Origin of the sequence: Psychrosphaera haliotis (assembly GCF_009728465.1) — a bacterium.
Lineage (GTDB): Bacteria > Pseudomonadota > Gammaproteobacteria > Enterobacterales > Alteromonadaceae > Psychrosphaera > Psychrosphaera haliotis.
The window spans coordinates 122242-138706 of the sequence record NZ_WOCD01000002.1; the positions used below are offsets into that span (position 1 = coordinate 122242).

A 16465-nucleotide genomic window follows, 5' to 3' on the forward strand; every position below is an offset into this window, starting at 1 on the left:
GATCCTAAAAGGATCTTTGAAGTAGAAAAGTTTTGTTTTTGTATAAACTTATAGATTGATATTTAAATGGAAGTAGTACAAATTACTAATTTAAACTAGCCAGTAATCGTCATTGTGTTACAATCGCGAGCTGACTTTATAACAATAAAACTTCATTAAAGTAGTTGCAGGGAACAGTGCGTTTATGACAGATCTTGCCAACAATATTAGCCCGATTAATATTGAAGAAGAATTAAAAACCAGTTACCTAGATTATGCGATGAGCGTAATTGTAGGTCGTGCATTACCAGATGTTCGTGATGGATTAAAACCAGTACATCGACGTGTATTATTCGCAATGAATGAATTGCGCAATGACTGGAACAAGCCTTACAAAAAATCTGCTCGTGTAGTAGGTGATGTAATAGGTAAATACCATCCACATGGTGATAGCGCCGTTTACGATACAATCGTACGTATGGCTCAACCATTTTCTCTTCGTTATACATTAGTTGACGGCCAAGGTAACTTTGGTTCCATCGACGGAGACTCAGCAGCCGCAATGCGTTATACGGAAGTCCGTATGGAAAAAATTGCGCATGAACTTCTAGCTGACCTTGAGAAAGAAACGGTAGACTTTGTACCGAACTATGATGGTACTGAGCATATTCCTGCTGTATTACCAACTAAAGTACCCGCTTTATTAGTAAATGGTTCTTCTGGTATCGCCGTAGGTATGGCAACAAACATCCCACCTCATTCATTACGTGAAGTTATTGATGCTACGTTAGCACTTTCGCATAATGAAGATATTGATTTAGAAGAGTTAATGACTCATATACCAGGTCCTGATTTCCCTACAGGGGCAATCATTAATGGACGTAAAGGTATAGAAGAAGCCTACCGTACTGGCCGTGGTAAAGTTTATATCCGTGCTCAAACTCATATCGAAACTGATGAGAAAACGGGTAAAGACACTATTGTTGTTGACGAAATTCCATACCAAGTAAACAAAGCTCGGTTAATTGAAAAAATTGCTGAGTTAGTTAAAGACAAAAAACTTGAAGGCATTTCAGCGTTGCGCGATGAGTCTGATAAAGACGGCATGCGTATCGTTATTGAGCTTAAGCGCGGTGAACCGACAGAAGTAATTCTTAATCACTTATTTGCTCTAACTCAAATGCAGACCGTATTTGGTATGAATATGGTAGCGCTGGACCACGGTCAGCCTAAAATATTCAACCTAAAAGAAATGCTAGAAGCGTTTCTGTCGCATAGACGTGAAGTTGTAACTCGTAGAACCGTATTTGATTTACGTAAAGCCAGAGACCGTGCACACATTCTTGAAGCTTTAGCGATCGCGTTAGCAAACATTGATGAAATCATAGAATTAATCAAAACATCGCCTACACCTGCGGAAGCAAAAACGCGTTTAACTGCACGTGGATGGAACCTAGGTTCTGTAGCAGCAATGTTAGAACGTGCCGGTGATGATGCAGCGCGTCCTGAATGGTTAGAAGATGAGTATGGTATTCGCGATGGTCAATACTTCATGACCGAGCAACAAGCTCAAGCGATATTAGAACTACGTCTACATAAATTGACTGGTTTAGAACATGAGAAAATTCTTGGTGAGTACGCTGAATTACTAGAACTAATCGCAGAACTACTAGAAATTTTAGGTAGCCCAGAGCGCTTAATGGAAGTTATTCGCGAAGAACTAGATTTAATCCGAGCTACCTACGGCGATGATCGCTGTACAGAAATTCGAGATGCGTCTCATGACATCAATTTAGAAGATTTGATTAACGAAGAAGATGTAGTTGTGACACTTTCTCATGAAGGTTACACAAAATATCAACCGTTAACGGATTATCAAGCGCAGCGCCGTGGTGGCCGTGGTAAGTCAGCAACTAAGATGAAAGACGAAGATTTCATTGAAAAGCTACTTATTGCTAACACGCATGACACTATTCTTTGCTTCTCAGACTTTGGTCGTTTGTATTGGTTGAAAGTTTACCAATTACCACTGGCAAGTCGTCAATCTCGCGGTCGTCCAATTGTAAATATCTTACCGTTAGACCCAGATGAAAAAATCACTGCTATATTACCAGTGCGTGAGTTTGAAGAAGGCAAGTTTGTCTTTATGGCAACGGCTAATGGTACTGTTAAGAAGACAGCGCTTACTGAATACTCTCGTCCTCGTTCAAACGGTATCATCGCTGTAAATCTTAACGATGGTGACAAGCTGATTGGTGTAGATATCACTAACGGTGAAGACGAAATCATGTTGTTCTCTCAAAACGGTAAAGTGGTTCGTTTCCATGAAAACCAAGTAAGAGGCATGGGCCGTACAGCAACAGGTGTACGCGGTATTAAGTTAACGGACGACGCTAAAGTTGTTTCATTAATTATTCCTAACCATGACGACAACATTTTAACGATCACAGAAAATGGCTTTGGTAAGAGAACGCCACAACATGAGTATCCAGCGAAGAGCCGTGCTACTCAGGGTGTTGTTTCAATTAAAGTTAGTGAGCGTAACGGCCTTGTTGTAGGTGCAACCCAAGTAGCTGATACCCATGAAATCATGATAATTAGTGATAAAGGCACGTTGGTTCGAACTCGAGTTGAAGAAGTATCAGTTGTAGGTCGTAATACTCAAGGTGTTCGACTAATAAGAACGATTGAAGGTGAACTTGTTGTTGGTCTAGCTCGTGTTGAAGAAATTGAAGACGAAGTTGAACTAGATGAAGATGGTAACCCAATTATTGTTGAGGCGCTAAATGAAGACGGCACTCCAATTGTAAGTGAGGCAAACAATTCTGAAGAAACAACGTCTGAATCTGAAGAGTCACAAGATAAAAGTGATGACGCAGAAGATAATGCTGAAGACGACGCGTAATCAGTAGTTAATACTCGTTACAAAAAAATATAACAAAGGCTCCTAATTAGGGGCCTTTTTAGTATCCGTTTTTCGAATCTATGTTTTGTTAAATTTGAAACGCATAACTCAGTTTCAAAAACACTTTACGGTTGTCCTTTTGAAATTCATCTAGTGAGTCATCACGCTTGCCTCTGTCTGTGTAACCAACATAGAGCAAAGATTGGGGATTAAGTTTATATGCATACAGTAACTCTGTGCGTAAACCGCGGAACATACTGTCAACAGGCTTGTTATATAGCTCTGTGTTTCGCTCTATATCTGTGTATTGCACTATAAAACGAATATATGAAAGCAGGTTAAATTGATAGTTCAGGCGTAAGTCATACTGATAAGCCTCAAATAGCGTTCCACCATTAACATCTAAATCTCGATAGTTAACATTTACCTCACCATTAACATGCCTTCCAACTTTAAAGTTTGTTCCAATTTCGGCATTTATGCCTTCTCCTAATCGGTCATTTGAATAGTCTATTTGGTCACCAGTTCTTAAGAAAGCCCAAATCCTTACATTTTGCCAAGGATCAAAGCGTGAGAAACCAGAAAAACTGGTGATATCGTAATAGGTACCATTCCAAAAAGACGTTCTTTTTAAAGCACCGGCTTCAGCATATAGTTGTCTTGGTCCTTCAGCATTTACATAAATCTCCGACTCTTCTTCAAGCATGGTTCCATGAAGATCATAGGTTTTGTCCCAATCACCAAATACCCCAAACGTGACCACTTTTTATTACTACCTTGTAACCAATCATAATAACCACCTACAACTGCTTTTTTCACGCCTGTCTGGCTTTCAAAACCTAAGTCGGCCCTAAAATCGTCACCATAATTCATATAGTTCGCAGAGTATCCGTAGTTTTGAGTATTGTGGTTATAACGTATTGAATACGCATCGTCTGTTTGTGAAGCATCTAAATCAAATTGATTTTGAAGTTCTAAATTATTTTTAGTATCAGAGTAGGCGTATTGGTAACTTATGGTATCTGACTTACTAAAGTTAGTTCTACCATCAAGAGAGGTGACTGTATTCTTATAACCGGTAGATTCACGGTTGGTGACTATTGCGCCAATGTTACTTCTTTTACCAATATCCATTCGGTATCTACCAACTAAAATGTCTGAGCCTTCATTCCATTCGGCAATATCAGAACCTTGTCGATTAGGAATAAGAACTGTAGTAGATTCGTCATTAGCGGCTAGCAAACCGTAGGTGTGCTTATCATTTTTACCCGTTAATTTTAATCCATACTCTGGAGACGCTATGTTCCTGGTGTGCAGAAGATTCATTCGCTGTGTTGTAAAGTAGTCTCTTCCGTCTAAAAAGAAAGGTCGTTTTTCATTAACAAATAGCGAATAAGTATTATTAATATCTAACTGCGCAGCGTCGGCTTCAACTTGTGAAAAGTCTGGGTTTATTGTGGCATTTAAAAATACGTTGTCGTTAATACCCCAACGAAGGTCTAATCCTGCATCGGTTTTATTTTCAATGCTATTCCAATCATTTGATTGTTTATCTCTGAACTGATTACCAAGGTAGGTAAGTGTCGGTGTTATTTGAATGTTCTGTTCTGAGTTAGTAGCAATCAGACCTGTCAGTTTGTCATATTGGCAAATATCACAATCTAAATTTCTATCCATTGCAGAATTAGATAAAACGGTGCGCTTGTCGCGTGGTCTTATTCTTAGTAACTGAAAACCCCAATCCATTTTTCCTTCAACGGCCGGAAAACGCAGGGCTCTAAATGGTATTTCCATTTCTACAACGTACCCAGTTTCTGTTATTTCGCCTGCACTGTGCCAAATCGCATCCCAGTTGGAGTCTTCATTACCGCCTTGTGTATCGTCTTTAACTAGATCTCCTTGCACACCAAAAGGGTTAACAAAAAACTCATAAGCACGCCTATTATCGTTAAAGGTGTCGATAACAATTCCAACAAAGTCGTCCTGAAAAATAGTATCTCGGTCTCTAAAATAGGCTCGTATATTCTCTGGTTCAGGATCGTCTGCTTTAAACGCAATAAATAAGCTTTTGCCGTTTTCATACAAATACACTTTAGTTTTTACGTCAGCTGGGCTGTTAATTCCCGGATTAATATTATAGGGAAGAGTAAGTTCTGTTGCATCTTGCCAATGGGCTTCCGTCAACTTACCGTCGATACTTGCTTTGGTTGTAATTTTTTTTACGCCGTGTAAATCGGCTCCGTATGAACAAAAGCTCATTGTTGCTATTAAACCAATTATGGCCTTAAAAATAGTTTTCATAAATTCCATTCTTTTTTGACTAGTTTTGCCGTAAGTCACGTAAAAATAGAAAAAGGTTTAAAAGTTAAATTTTAAATACGTAACAAAGTATGTTTTTAACTTCCTGTTCAAAGATAAAGAGTGTCTGCCGTAAATGAGTGTGAATATTGTTTGGTTAAAGCGAGATTTAAGGGTAAACGACCATAACGCGTTACATTATGCAGCTAACGATGGCTTGCCGGTATTTGTTCTTTATGTTGTGGAAACAGACTATTGGAACTTAGAAGATACGAGCGCTAGGCAGTTTTTATTTATAAAGGAGTCATTAAAAAGCCTGGCGAAAAACTTAGAATCTAGGCAGTTTAACTTAACAGTTCGTAAAGGCAGCGTTACTGAAATCCTTTCTAACATAATGAAGCATGTTGCCATTAATAAATTATTAAGCCATGAAGAAACAGGGAATAGTTGGACGTTTAAAAGAGACATAGAAGTAAAAAAATGGGCGAGAGAAAACAAGGTTGTTTGGAAAGAGTTTAAACAGAAACCAGTTATACGAGGCAACCTAAATAGAGACAAATGGCAAGAAAGCGCGATAGAATTTTTTGATGACAAACCCATATCAATACCCAGTGGGCATTCTTTTTTACCCAGAACCACGGGTTTAGAGTTGTTAGATTGCTATGGTGGAAATGACAACTATTTTGCAAATGACTGCCAAACTGGCGGAATAGAATCTGCGCACACAGTATTAAACGGTTTTTTAGAGAGTCGAGTCAAAGACTATCTATATGGTATTTCAAGTCCAATAAAAAGCATAAGATCGAGTTCTAGACTTAGCCCATATTTGGCCCATGGAGTATTGTCTTTAAAAGACGTAATGCAAAAAGCCTGGCAAATAAGCGATGAACTAGGGTCCCGTAACAAAAGTGGGTTTGTGTCTCGATTATTTTGGCATAGTCATTTTATTCAAAAGTTTGAAACTGAACCATCACACGAATTTCAAGCGGTAAACAAAAGTTTTGATATGATGCGTCGTAATGAATTTGACCAAGATAGGTTTAATTTGTGGAAAATGGGAAACACGGGTGTACCTTTTGTAGACGCGTGTATGAGAATGTTGAACCATACCGGTTGGATTAACTTTCGAATGAGAGCCATGTTAACGGCATTTTCCAGTTACCACCTATGGTTACATTGGCAAAAGCCAGCAAGTCACTTAGCGCAAATGTTTATCGATTATGAGCCTGGTATCCATTATCCTCAAATTCAAATGCAATCAGGTGTAACGGGCATTAACCCATTTAGAATGTACAATCCTGTAAAACAAGCAGAAAAGTATGACCCTAAAAATGAGTTTGTAAGAAAATGGATTCCTGAGCTAGGCCATGTGCCTAACACTTTTGTACAACAACCATGGTTATACCCGGCGCTAAAAGAAGATGTTTACCCTAAAAGTGAACCACCAGAAATTCTGGTAAAAAACTCTCGACTTAAAATCAAAGAATACTTAGCAACACACGCCGATCCAAATGAAAAACAAAGAGTCATAAAAACTCACGCCAGCAGAAAACGAACAACAAATAAGCCAAAGACGAAAAGCTACGACAAGGTAAACAAAAACCAGTTTTCGTTATTCTAATTTAGACACATTTAAGCTTGTTAAACCGTAACTCAAAGGTTAGAGTATTTGTTCAATAAAGCCCTAAACCCTTATAGCAATAGAGTAAATAATGACGGTATATAATTTCTGCGCGGGACCTGCAACTTTACCAAAAGACGTAATGAAAAAAGCACAAGCTGAATTTCTTAATTGGCAAGAAACCGGCTGTTCTGTTATTGAAATGAGCCACAGAAGTAGCGAGTTTATAGACGTATACAAAAGTGCAGTTTCGGGTTTAAAGCAACTCCTCAGTGTACCTGATAATTATAGTATCTTATTTATGCAAGGTGGTGGCAGGGGGCAATTTGCTGCAGTTCCAATGAATTTAACACTAGGTAATGTTGGTAGTTATTATACAACCGGCGCTTGGTCAGCAGATGCAGTCGATGAGGCTAATAAATTTATAGATGCTAGAGAAACAGCAATGTACAGTTATTGAAAATGGTTTGAAAAGAGTAAAACCAATGTCTGATTGGTCTATACCGAGCGAATCAGACTTTCTCCATTATTGCCCAAATGAAACTGTTGATGGTATAGAAATATTTGAATCGCCTAATGCACTCAAAGTAAATGGCAGTCAAGTTATCGTAGCGGACATGTCGTCAAATATTCTTTCAAGACGAATTAATATTGAAGACTATGACTTAATTTATGCAGGTGCACAAAAAAACATAGGGCCATCGGGCATGGGTATCGTTATTATCAATAACGCGTTACTAAAAAGAAGCCCTTCAAATATACCGTCTCTACTTAATTACAAAGTAACTGCGGAAAAAGAGAGCATGTTTAACACACCGCCAACATTCGCTATCTATTTATCTAAATTGGTTTTTGATTGGTTACTTTCTCAGGGTGGCGTGGAAAAAATAGAACTAGAGAACAACAAAAAAGCAGAGTTGTTATATAAAACAATAGACGAATCTAGCTTTTATGAAAGTCGCGTGCACTTTGATAACCGATCTAAAATGAACGTTACGTTTTTCTTAAAGAATGAAGCCTTAAATGAAACCTTTCTGGAAGAAGCAAAGGCAAATGGCTTAGTCGCACTTAAAGGTCACCGAAGCGTAGGTGGTATGCGAGCGAGCATTTATAATGCGATGCCATACGAGGGTGTAGAAGCACTTTCTAGATTTATGCAAGCGTTTGAAACTAAATACCAGTAGTAGGGTAAAAGATATAAATGAACAACAAATTAACACTCGATTTTAAAACATCTTGCACTGGCAAGGTAATCGTACCTGGTTCTAAAAGCTTATCAAATAGAGCACTGCTGCTTGCCGCGCTTTGCGAAGGTTCAACAAAAATTACCAACTTATTAGACAGTGACGATATACGTCATATGCTTAACGCTTTAAACCTATTGGGTATTAAAACACAGCTGAGTGAAGATAAAACCACATGCATAGTTCATGGCCAAGGCGGAAGGTTTAATTCACCTGAATCAGAATTGTTTCTAGGTAATGCAGGCACGGCGATGCGACCTTTAGCAGCGGTATTGGCGTTTAGTCAGGTGACTGCAGAGTTAACGGGCGAGCCTCGCATGTATGAAAGGCCAATAGGGCACTTAGTTGACTCACTGGCAGGTACTTGTTCAAATCTTGAATATGGTGGTGAAGAAGGCTATCCACCATTAAATATCAAACCGTTTGCCGGTGTTACAAGTGAAGTTCTAGAGCTCACTATTGATGGTAGTGTTTCTAGTCAATTTTTATCTGCTTTATTGATGGCCGCGCCACTTATCAAAAAGCCAGTCAAGATTACGGTAAAAGGCGAATTGGTTTCTAAACCTTACATAAAGCTTACGCTGTCAATCATAGAGTCGTTTGGTATTACGTTTAGCAATGATAACTACCAAACCTTTTCACTTGATGGAACTGAACAATATAAGAGCCCGGGTCATTTTATGGTTGAGGGCGACGCATCTTCAGCATCTTATTTCTTGGCGGCAGGAGCGATAACAGGTGGCCCTGTTGATGTGTATGGCATCGGTAAAAATAGTGTTCAAGGCGATATACAGTTTGCACAAGTGTTAGCGGACATGGGAGCTGATATTTCATATTTCGACGATCATATTAGCGTTAAGTCAAACGGTAGCCTTAAAGCTGTTAATCAAGACATGAACCATATACCTGACGCCGCCATGACTATTGCAACAACAGCGTTGTTTGCAGAAGGAACAACGACAATATCAAATATTTATAACTGGCGAGTAAAAGAAACGGACAGACTTCACGCGATGGCCACGGAACTTAAGAAAGTAGGGGCTGAAGTAGAGGAAGGCAATGACTACATTAAAATTACTCCGCCTGCTAGTGTTTTACATGCAGAAATAGAAACGTATGACGACCACCGTATCGCTATGTGCTTTTCATTATTAACGTTTACAAGTAACGGGGTAACTATTCTTGATCCTAAAGTTACTAGTAAGACTTTTCCCGACTATTTCGACCGTTTTAGCCGCTTATTAACACATTAAAAATGATTAACGGCAAAAGCTTAAAATTAAATTAATTCAATTTCAGTTTATTAGAGTATAATACCGCCCGCAATTTCAGCGAGTGGAGTATTTATGGAACAATCTATACCGGTTATCACAATCGATGGTCCTAGTGGCGCAGGCAAAGGCACTGTCTGTCGATTATTAGCCCAAAGGTTAGGGTGGGAAATCCTTGACAGTGGCGCTATCTACCGAGTTCTGGCATTAGCTTCAATTCATCACCAAGTTGACCCTAGTGATGAAGAAAGCTTAATCCCATTGGCTGCACATCTTGATGTTCAATTTCAGTCCACAGACAACAGTTCACAGATCATTCTAGAAGGTGAAGAAGTTACTTTATCTATTAGAAATGAAGAAGTAGGTGGCGTGGCGTCGAAGATTGCTTCTTTACCTAGAGTTAGAGAAGCTTTATTGCGCAGGCAACGAGCTTTTAAACAGCTTCCAGGGCTCATTGCCGACGGAAGAGATATGGGCACCGTTGTTTTCCCTGACGCTGAAGTAAAAGTGTTCTTAACTGCAAGTGCAGAAGAACGTGCAGATAGACGTTTTAAAGAGTTGAAAGAAAAAGGCCACGATGTTAAAATCGGCGACCTTTTGAACGATATCAAGGCTCGTGATGAGCGTGATACGAACAGAAGTGTAGCGCCAATGGTAGCTGCGGAAGGTGCAATTTGCATCGACTCTACTACTGTGTCAGCGCAAGAAGTATACGAACAGCTTATTCAAGTTATTGAAAAGACGTTCAACATTTAAATTTAGACAGCCTTGTTAGCAGGATGTAACAAGTTAAACTCCAACCCCTTTGTCGCAGGAACGCAACATTGGTACTAATGAAGATAAATCATGACAGAAAATTTTGCTCAATTATTTGAAGAAAGCCTTCAAACTATAGAAACACGCCCTGGTTCAATCGTTAAAGGTACTATCGTATCTATCGAACGTGACCTTGTATTAGTTGACGCTGGCCTTAAGTCAGAATCTGCTATCCCTGCAGCACAATTTAAAAACCACGCTGGTGAACTAGAAGTAGCCGTTGGTGATCAAGTTGACGTTGCACTAGACTCAATCGAAGATGGCTTCGGTGAGACTATTCTTTCTCGTGAAAAAGCTAAGCGTTATGAAGCTTGGGTTCGTCTAGAAAAAGCATGTGAAGAAGAAGAGATCGTTAAAGGTCTTATCTCTGGTAAAGTTAAAGGTGGTTTCACTGTTGAAGTTGAAGGCATCAGAGCATTCCTACCTGGTTCACTTGTTGACGTTCGTCCTATCCGTGACACGTCTCACTTGGAAGGCAAAGAATTAGAATTTAAAGTAATTAAGTTAGACCAGAAGCGCAACAACGTTGTTGTTTCTCGTCGTGCTGTTATCGAAACTGAAAACTCAGCAGAGCGCGAACAATTACTTGCTAACCTTGAAGAAGGTTCAGAAGTTAAAGGTATCGTTAAGAACCTTACAGACTACGGTGCATTCGTAGACTTAGGTGGCTTAGACGGTCTACTTCACATCACTGACATGGCTTGGAAACGCGTTAAGCACCCAAGTGAAATCGTTGCAGTTGGCGACGAAATCGATGTTAAAGTTCTTAAGTTTGATAAAGAGAAAAACCGTGTTTCTCTTGGTCTTAAGCAACTTGGTTCAGATCCTTGGGGCGACATCGCTGGTCGTTACCCAGAGTCTTCACGTCTTAAAGGTCGTGTTACTAACCTTACAGACTACGGTTGTTTCGTTGAAATCGAAGACGGCATCGAAGGTCTTGTTCACGTTTCAGAAATGGACTGGACTAACAAAAATATCCACCCATCTAAAGTTGTTAGCTTAGGTGATGAAGTTGAAGTACTAGTTCTTGAAATTGATGAAGAACGTCGTCGTATTTCTCTTGGTCTTAAGCAATGTAAAGACAACCCATGGGAAGTATTCGCTAAGTCACACAACAAAGGTGACCGCGTTTCAGGTAACATCAAGTCAATCACTGACTTCGGTATCTTCATCGGTCTTGATGGCGGCATCGACGGTCTTGTTCACTTATCTGACATTTCTTGGAATGTTTCAGGCGAAGACGCAGTACGCGAATTCAAGAAAGGTGACGAGATTGAAGCGGTAGTTCTTCAAGTAGACCCAGAGCGTGAGCGTATTTCATTAGGCGTTAAGCAAATGGATTCTGACCCGTTCTCTGAATACTTAGAAAACAACAAAAAAGGTTCTCTAGTTAAAGGTGAAATCAAAGACGTTGACGCTAAAGGCGCTACTGTTACTTTAGGTACAGACGTTGAAGGTTATATCCGTGTTTCTGAAATCTCTGCAGAGCGTATCGAAGATGCATCTACAGTACTTTCAGCTGGTTCAGAAGTTGAAGCTAAGTTTGTTGGCGTTGACCGTAAGAACCGTGTAATCAGCTTATCAATCAAAGCGATACACGAAGCTGAAGAGAAGCAAGTACTTGATAATCTTCAAAATCAAACTCCAGAATTCGAAAACGCAATGGCTGCTGCATTTAAAAATGCACAAAAAGACTAAGCTTTTGAATTTAAATGAGCTATAACTATAAGGGAGCGTAATTGCTCCCTTATTTTTGTCTCAATTTTAGGTGAAATAAATGACTAAGTCCGAACTAATAGAACAATTAGCTGAACAGCATCCACAGTTACCAATAAAAGATGTTGAAGCGGCTGTCAAAAGTATCATTGATAATATGGCTGAATGTTTATCTACAGGTGATCGTATTGAAATTAGAGGCTTTGGTAGCTTCTCATTACATTATAGAGCGCCAAGAGTAGGTCGTAACCCTAAGTCTGGGGAGTCTGTAGAACTAGAAGCTAAATACGTTCCGCATTTTAAACCAGGTAAAGAATTACGTGAAAGAGTCGATTTTAAGTAATCCGCAATTGACTACTTGAATAACATACAATAGCCTTATACCCCTAATTTAAGGGGTAGGCTTTTGAGATTGATTTCATTAATACTTTTAGTAATGACCATTTGTATTGCGCTAGCCGTTGGTAGCGAAAATGCACATTTGGTTAACGTAAACCTATTATTTGTTAGACTAGATATTCCTCTTTCGTTGGTTATCATGTCATCAATTGCAATAGGCGCTTTATTAACGCTTCTTTATTTAGGATTTCGTAAGGTGGTAAAAAAAGCTAATGCTTGAACTACTGTTCTTACTGCTACCAATCGCCGTGGCCTATGGTTGGGTGATGGGGAAGCACAATGCTAAAAAAGAAATGCTACAGCAGCAACACTCTCTAAATAAAGCATTAAACTCCAGTGTTTCACTTCTTTTAAACAACAAAGAAGAACAAGCCTTTGACCGCTTAATTCAATACCTAGACGATACCCCAGCTAATATAGAAAACTACTTAACGTTAGCTAAACTGTTTAGAAAAAAGGCGAGATAGACAAAGCAATAGCCATCCATGAAGGCTTAGTAAAAACAGATCAAATACAAATCCCTAGTTATGAACTAGAGATCATCAAATTAGAATTAGCGCAGGATTTTACCTCAGCCGGTATGCTTGAGCACTCTCTCGAAACTTTATTACCGCTACTAAAGTCTGAACATGCAAATGAAGCATTGCTAATGATTTTGCATATTTATGAACAAACCAGAGAGTGGGAAAAGGGCGTTGAAGCCTACTTAATTGCAAAACCTAGTATGTTGAATGATCAGAGTCGGCAGATGGTTAGTCACTTTTATTGTGAAATGGCAGACCAATCCGATAACATAAAAAACAAAAAGCAATTTTATAAACGAGCCAATAAAGTAAACTCAAATTGTATTAGAAGCCTAGTGTCGTTGGCCAAGCTTTATTTATTACTAAATAACAAACAACAATCACGGGAACTCGTGGTGCAGGTGCTCGACAAAGAACCTAGTTTTGCGCCAGCACTCTTTGATATCGCACCGGAGTGTTTTGTAGACGAGTTTGAACAAGCCGCATGGTTATATTGGCTAATAAAAGAGAAAAAAATAAATAGCGTAAATGCCCACAATCAAATGGCGGACTTTATAGCAAAAGAAAAGGGCACAGAGGCTGCTCGAAAATACGTTATTGAACAACTTAGATACGTACCAAGCGTAAGAGGGTTCGGCAAGCTCATCGAATTAGAAAAGGAGCTGTTTACTTCAGAAGAGCACTTCTTTGAACTACAACAGCTAATTAAACGTTACATAGAATTAAAGCCAAATTATGAATGTAAGTCTTGCGGTTTCTCAACCAATAACTTTAGTTGGAGATGCCCAGCTTGTAACAACTGGCAATCAATTAAACCACTAACTGGCTTAGATGGTATTTAAAAGGGTAAATTGTGGAAAATAATAAGATTTTAGTGGCATTGGATTTTGAAACTCAAGATGATGCTTTACGTCTAGTTAGCAAGTTAGATCCAACGCTTTGCCGATTAAAAGTTGGTAAAGAGATGTTCACCCATTTTGGTCCAAGCTTCGTTCGAGAGTTACATAAGCGCGGTTTTGATGTGTTCTTAGATCTTAAATTCCATGACATCCCTAATACCGTAGCAAAAGCAGTAAAAGCGGCGGCTGAGCTAGGCGTTTGGATGGTTAATGTACACGCCTCTGGTGGTACTAAAATGATGAAGGCTGCCAAAGAAATTCTAATTCCCTACGGAGACAAAGCCCCGTTATTAATTGCAGTAACGGTGCTAACCAGTATGTCTGAAGAGGACTTATTAGATTTAGGTATAGACAAATCACCGGAAGAACAAGTCTTATTCTTAGCAGGCTTAGCCGCTAACGCAGGAATGGACGGTGTTGTTTGTTCAGCGCAAGAAGCAACGTTATTAAAAAGTAAATTTGGTAGTGGATTTAAGCTAGTAACCCCCGGCATTAGAACAGAAGAAGCAAGTGCCGATGATCAAAAGCGAATCATGACTCCAAAAAAGGCAGTTGATGCAGGTTCTGATTATTTGGTTATTGGTAGAGCGATAACTAAATCAAACAATCCAATTGATACCATGCAAAATATCTATAAAAGTTTTTAAGTTAAACATTGTTAATCTTAGCCACTTAACTATATTTTAAATATCAGTATTAAAAAGGAAAGTTATGAACAACTTTATGAAACTAGGGTTACTGGCTATTACACTTGTTATCACTGCGTGCGCATCTATGGGCGAAGGCACTGTATCAGAGAAGAGAGAAGTCATATTGGATATGGAGCGTGAGGTATTGACTCAGCTTTATAAAAATAAACCAGACACTCGCGCTCAATTAGCTACGGCACCGGGTTATGCAGTTTTTAGTAACGCTAATGTAAACTTATTATTTTTTTCTGCCGGCACTGGATATGGTGTTATCAATGACAAAGTCCTGTCTAAAAAAACATATATGAATATGGCTGAAGGCGGAGTTGGGCTAGGTTTTGGTGTTAAAGATTACCGTATTGTTATGGTTTTCCATACCGCAGAAGCGATGACAGACTTTGTCGAAAACGGTTGGACATTCGGCGGCAATGCCGATGCATCAGCAAAAGCAAGCGGTAAGGGCGGCTCTGTTGAAGGGGAAGCTTATTACGGAGATGTGACAGTTTATACCTTTACTGAGAATGGTTTAGCTCTGCAGGCTATGGTCAAAGGTACTAAATTTTGGGTGGACAAAGAGCTTAATTAACTTTAGTTTGTTGGGATATGAAAATATTAATTAAAAGCATCGCGTTTTCTATCCTTGTTGTTATTACTTCACCAACAATAAGCGCTAACCCTAAAACAGCGAAACTTGTCTTCACTGGTGATTTGCCTTTAGTTGAAGATAAAGTCCACGGCGACTATCGAAGATTAGCGTCTTTCCTTAAACTAATTCGCGCGCAAAAAGCGCCATCTTTTTTCTTATTTGGTGGCGGTTCAATAGGCCCTAGTCCGATGTCGTCGTTTGACAAAGGCGCCCATATAATAGATATCCTCAATAGCTTAGAGCCAGATGCTATGGGAATAACAAAAAGAGAGTTTAGTTACTCAGAAGACGAGCTTTCTCAAAGAGCCTATGAAGCAGCTTTTCCTATCATCGCATCAAATATATATGATCCCATAACTAACAATAACCTTGATGGGCTTCAACCTTCTACTATCATTAAGAAAGAGGACGTTAGTATAGGTGTCGTATCAACTGTTAATCCTTCTGTAATCGAAGAGTATTTGTTAGACCGCATTAAACTAATACCTAGAACTGAAGCGCTAAGACGAGAGTCTGAGAAACTCAGAGAGGCGGGTGTTGACGTAGTTGTACTCTTGTATTCCGTTCCAAATGATATCGTTGAGCCTCTAATGCTTGAGCAAGTCATTGATGTTGCATTTATGGTTGATAAAGCCTTTTCCCAAACTCAAAACTATACGAAGTTAAAACATAAGAACCATTTTTACTTGCACTCTCCAGGCGAGGTATTACAAGTTGAGTTAAAGATAACACCTCAAAAGCCAATAGCGACATCTCTAACAACGTTCAAATTAAATAATTTCCCAATAGACGAAGATTTATCTAATCAATCTAATTCTTATGTTAATCGCTTAGAGCGTTTGTTAAACATTGATGTAGCCTCATTAGATGTCGAAATTGATACTAGAAAATTATCTATCCGTACAAAAGAAACTTTCTTTGGCAATATAATGACTGATGCCATCAAGGCATTTTTGAATACTGATATTGTTTTAATTAATAGTGGTGTTGTAAGAGGGGATACTCTTTATGCAAAAAATACAGTGTGGACCATGCGCGATATTGTTACCGAGTTACCATTTAGGAGTCGATTAATTGCTTTAGAAGTGACTGGCCAACAAATTAAAAGTGCGTTAGAAAATGGATTGTCCCAAATAGCAGATGTTAAAGGTAGGTTCCCTTTAGTAGCAGGCTTATCGTTTAGTTATAACAAAGAAATGCCGGTGGGTAATAGAATTATTGATATCTACATTGGGAATAATAAATTAGATATCAACAAGTTATATACGGTTGGCACTACAGAATACATAGCAAATGGTGGAGATGGCTACACAAGCTTTAAACAATCTAGAGAGATTAAAAATAGTTTAAGAGTTAATCCTCTTCTATCTGAAGTCCTTATCATGTATTTACAAAACAACCGGCATGCAACTCCCTCTATTGAAGGTCGTATTAAAGAGGTGAATAGTCATCAATAAC

14 protein-coding genes and 1 pseudogene are annotated in these 16465 nt (G+C 38.9%); 13 read left to right on the forward strand and 2 right to left on the reverse strand.

The window, feature by feature from the left end:
- The first annotated feature begins 184 nt into the window (after positions 1-184).
- Positions 185-2884 carry a DNA topoisomerase (ATP-hydrolyzing) subunit A gene (gyrA, locus tag GNP35_RS04195; RefSeq protein ID WP_155694803.1) on the forward strand — a complete coding sequence of 900 codons (2700 nt, stop codon included), beginning with the start codon at positions 185-187 and terminating at the stop codon, positions 2882-2884.
- An 88-nt stretch (positions 2885-2972) separates the two neighbouring features.
- On the opposite strand, the gene GNP35_RS04200 is transcribed toward gyrA, so the two are convergent.
- Positions 2973-3647, reverse strand: coding sequence for a hypothetical protein (locus tag GNP35_RS04200; RefSeq protein WP_155694805.1), 675 nt, complete (start codon positions 3645-3647; stop codon positions 2973-2975).
- Entirely contained in the window at positions 3560-5185 is a 1626-nt protein-coding gene (locus GNP35_RS04205) for a carbohydrate binding family 9 domain-containing protein (protein ID WP_196492423.1), read from the reverse strand. The genes GNP35_RS04200 and GNP35_RS04205 overlap by 88 nt, the downstream gene beginning before the upstream one ends.
- 133 nt (positions 5186-5318) lie before the next feature.
- On the opposite strand from GNP35_RS04205, the gene GNP35_RS04210 reads away from it, so the two are divergent.
- The 12 genes and pseudogenes from GNP35_RS04210 to GNP35_RS04265 all read left to right on the forward strand — a co-directional run bounded on the left by GNP35_RS04210 (position 5319) and on the right by GNP35_RS04265 (position 16464).
- Entirely contained in the window at positions 5319-6803 is a 1485-nt protein-coding gene (locus tag GNP35_RS04210) for an FAD-binding domain-containing protein (protein ID WP_155694809.1), read from the forward strand.
- Positions 6804-6894: 91 nt separating this feature from the next.
- A pseudogene (serC, locus tag GNP35_RS04215) lies at positions 6895-7987 on the forward strand (3-phosphoserine/phosphohydroxythreonine transaminase).
- 17 nt (positions 7988-8004) lie between these two features.
- On the forward strand, positions 8005-9300 hold the full coding sequence (gene aroA / locus GNP35_RS04220) for a 3-phosphoshikimate 1-carboxyvinyltransferase (RefSeq protein WP_155694811.1): 1296 nt from the start codon (positions 8005-8007) through the stop codon (positions 9298-9300).
- Between the two features lie 93 nt (positions 9301-9393).
- Positions 9394-10074, forward strand: coding sequence for a (d)CMP kinase (gene cmk, locus GNP35_RS04225; RefSeq protein WP_155694813.1), 681 nt, complete (start codon positions 9394-9396; stop codon positions 10072-10074).
- Between the two features lie 90 nt (positions 10075-10164).
- Positions 10165-11832 (forward strand): 30S ribosomal protein S1, encoded by a 1668-nt coding sequence (gene rpsA, locus GNP35_RS04230; protein ID WP_155694815.1) that lies wholly within the window; start codon positions 10165-10167, stop codon positions 11830-11832.
- Positions 11833-11911: 79 nt separating this feature from the next.
- Positions 11912-12193 (forward strand): integration host factor subunit beta, encoded by a 282-nt coding sequence (locus GNP35_RS04235; RefSeq protein WP_155694817.1) that lies wholly within the window; start codon positions 11912-11914, stop codon positions 12191-12193.
- Between the two features lie 63 nt (positions 12194-12256).
- Positions 12257-12469, forward strand: coding sequence for a lipopolysaccharide assembly protein LapA domain-containing protein (locus GNP35_RS04240; RefSeq protein ID WP_155694819.1), 213 nt, complete (start codon positions 12257-12259; stop codon positions 12467-12469).
- Positions 12462-12716, forward strand: a complete 255-nt coding sequence (locus GNP35_RS04245; protein ID WP_155694821.1) for a hypothetical protein — start codon at positions 12462-12464, stop codon at positions 12714-12716. The genes GNP35_RS04240 and GNP35_RS04245 overlap by 8 nt, the downstream gene beginning before the upstream one ends.
- Positions 12717-12829: 113 nt before the next feature.
- Positions 12830-13615, forward strand: coding sequence for a hypothetical protein (locus tag GNP35_RS04250; RefSeq protein ID WP_155694823.1), 786 nt, complete (start codon positions 12830-12832; stop codon positions 13613-13615).
- Between the two features lie 11 nt (positions 13616-13626).
- Positions 13627-14319, forward strand: a complete 693-nt coding sequence (gene pyrF / locus GNP35_RS04255; RefSeq protein WP_414153673.1) for an orotidine-5'-phosphate decarboxylase — start codon at positions 13627-13629, stop codon at positions 14317-14319.
- A gap of 64 nt (positions 14320-14383) precedes the next feature.
- Positions 14384-14947 carry a lipid-binding SYLF domain-containing protein gene (locus tag GNP35_RS04260; RefSeq protein ID WP_155694825.1) on the forward strand — a complete coding sequence of 188 codons (564 nt, stop codon included), beginning with the start codon at positions 14384-14386 and terminating at the stop codon, positions 14945-14947.
- Between the two features lie 17 nt (positions 14948-14964).
- Complete coding sequence (locus tag GNP35_RS04265) at positions 14965-16464, forward strand: bifunctional metallophosphatase/5'-nucleotidase (protein ID WP_155694827.1); 1500 nt, start codon at positions 14965-14967, stop codon at positions 16462-16464.
- The last annotated feature ends 1 nt before the right edge of the window (position 16465 follow it).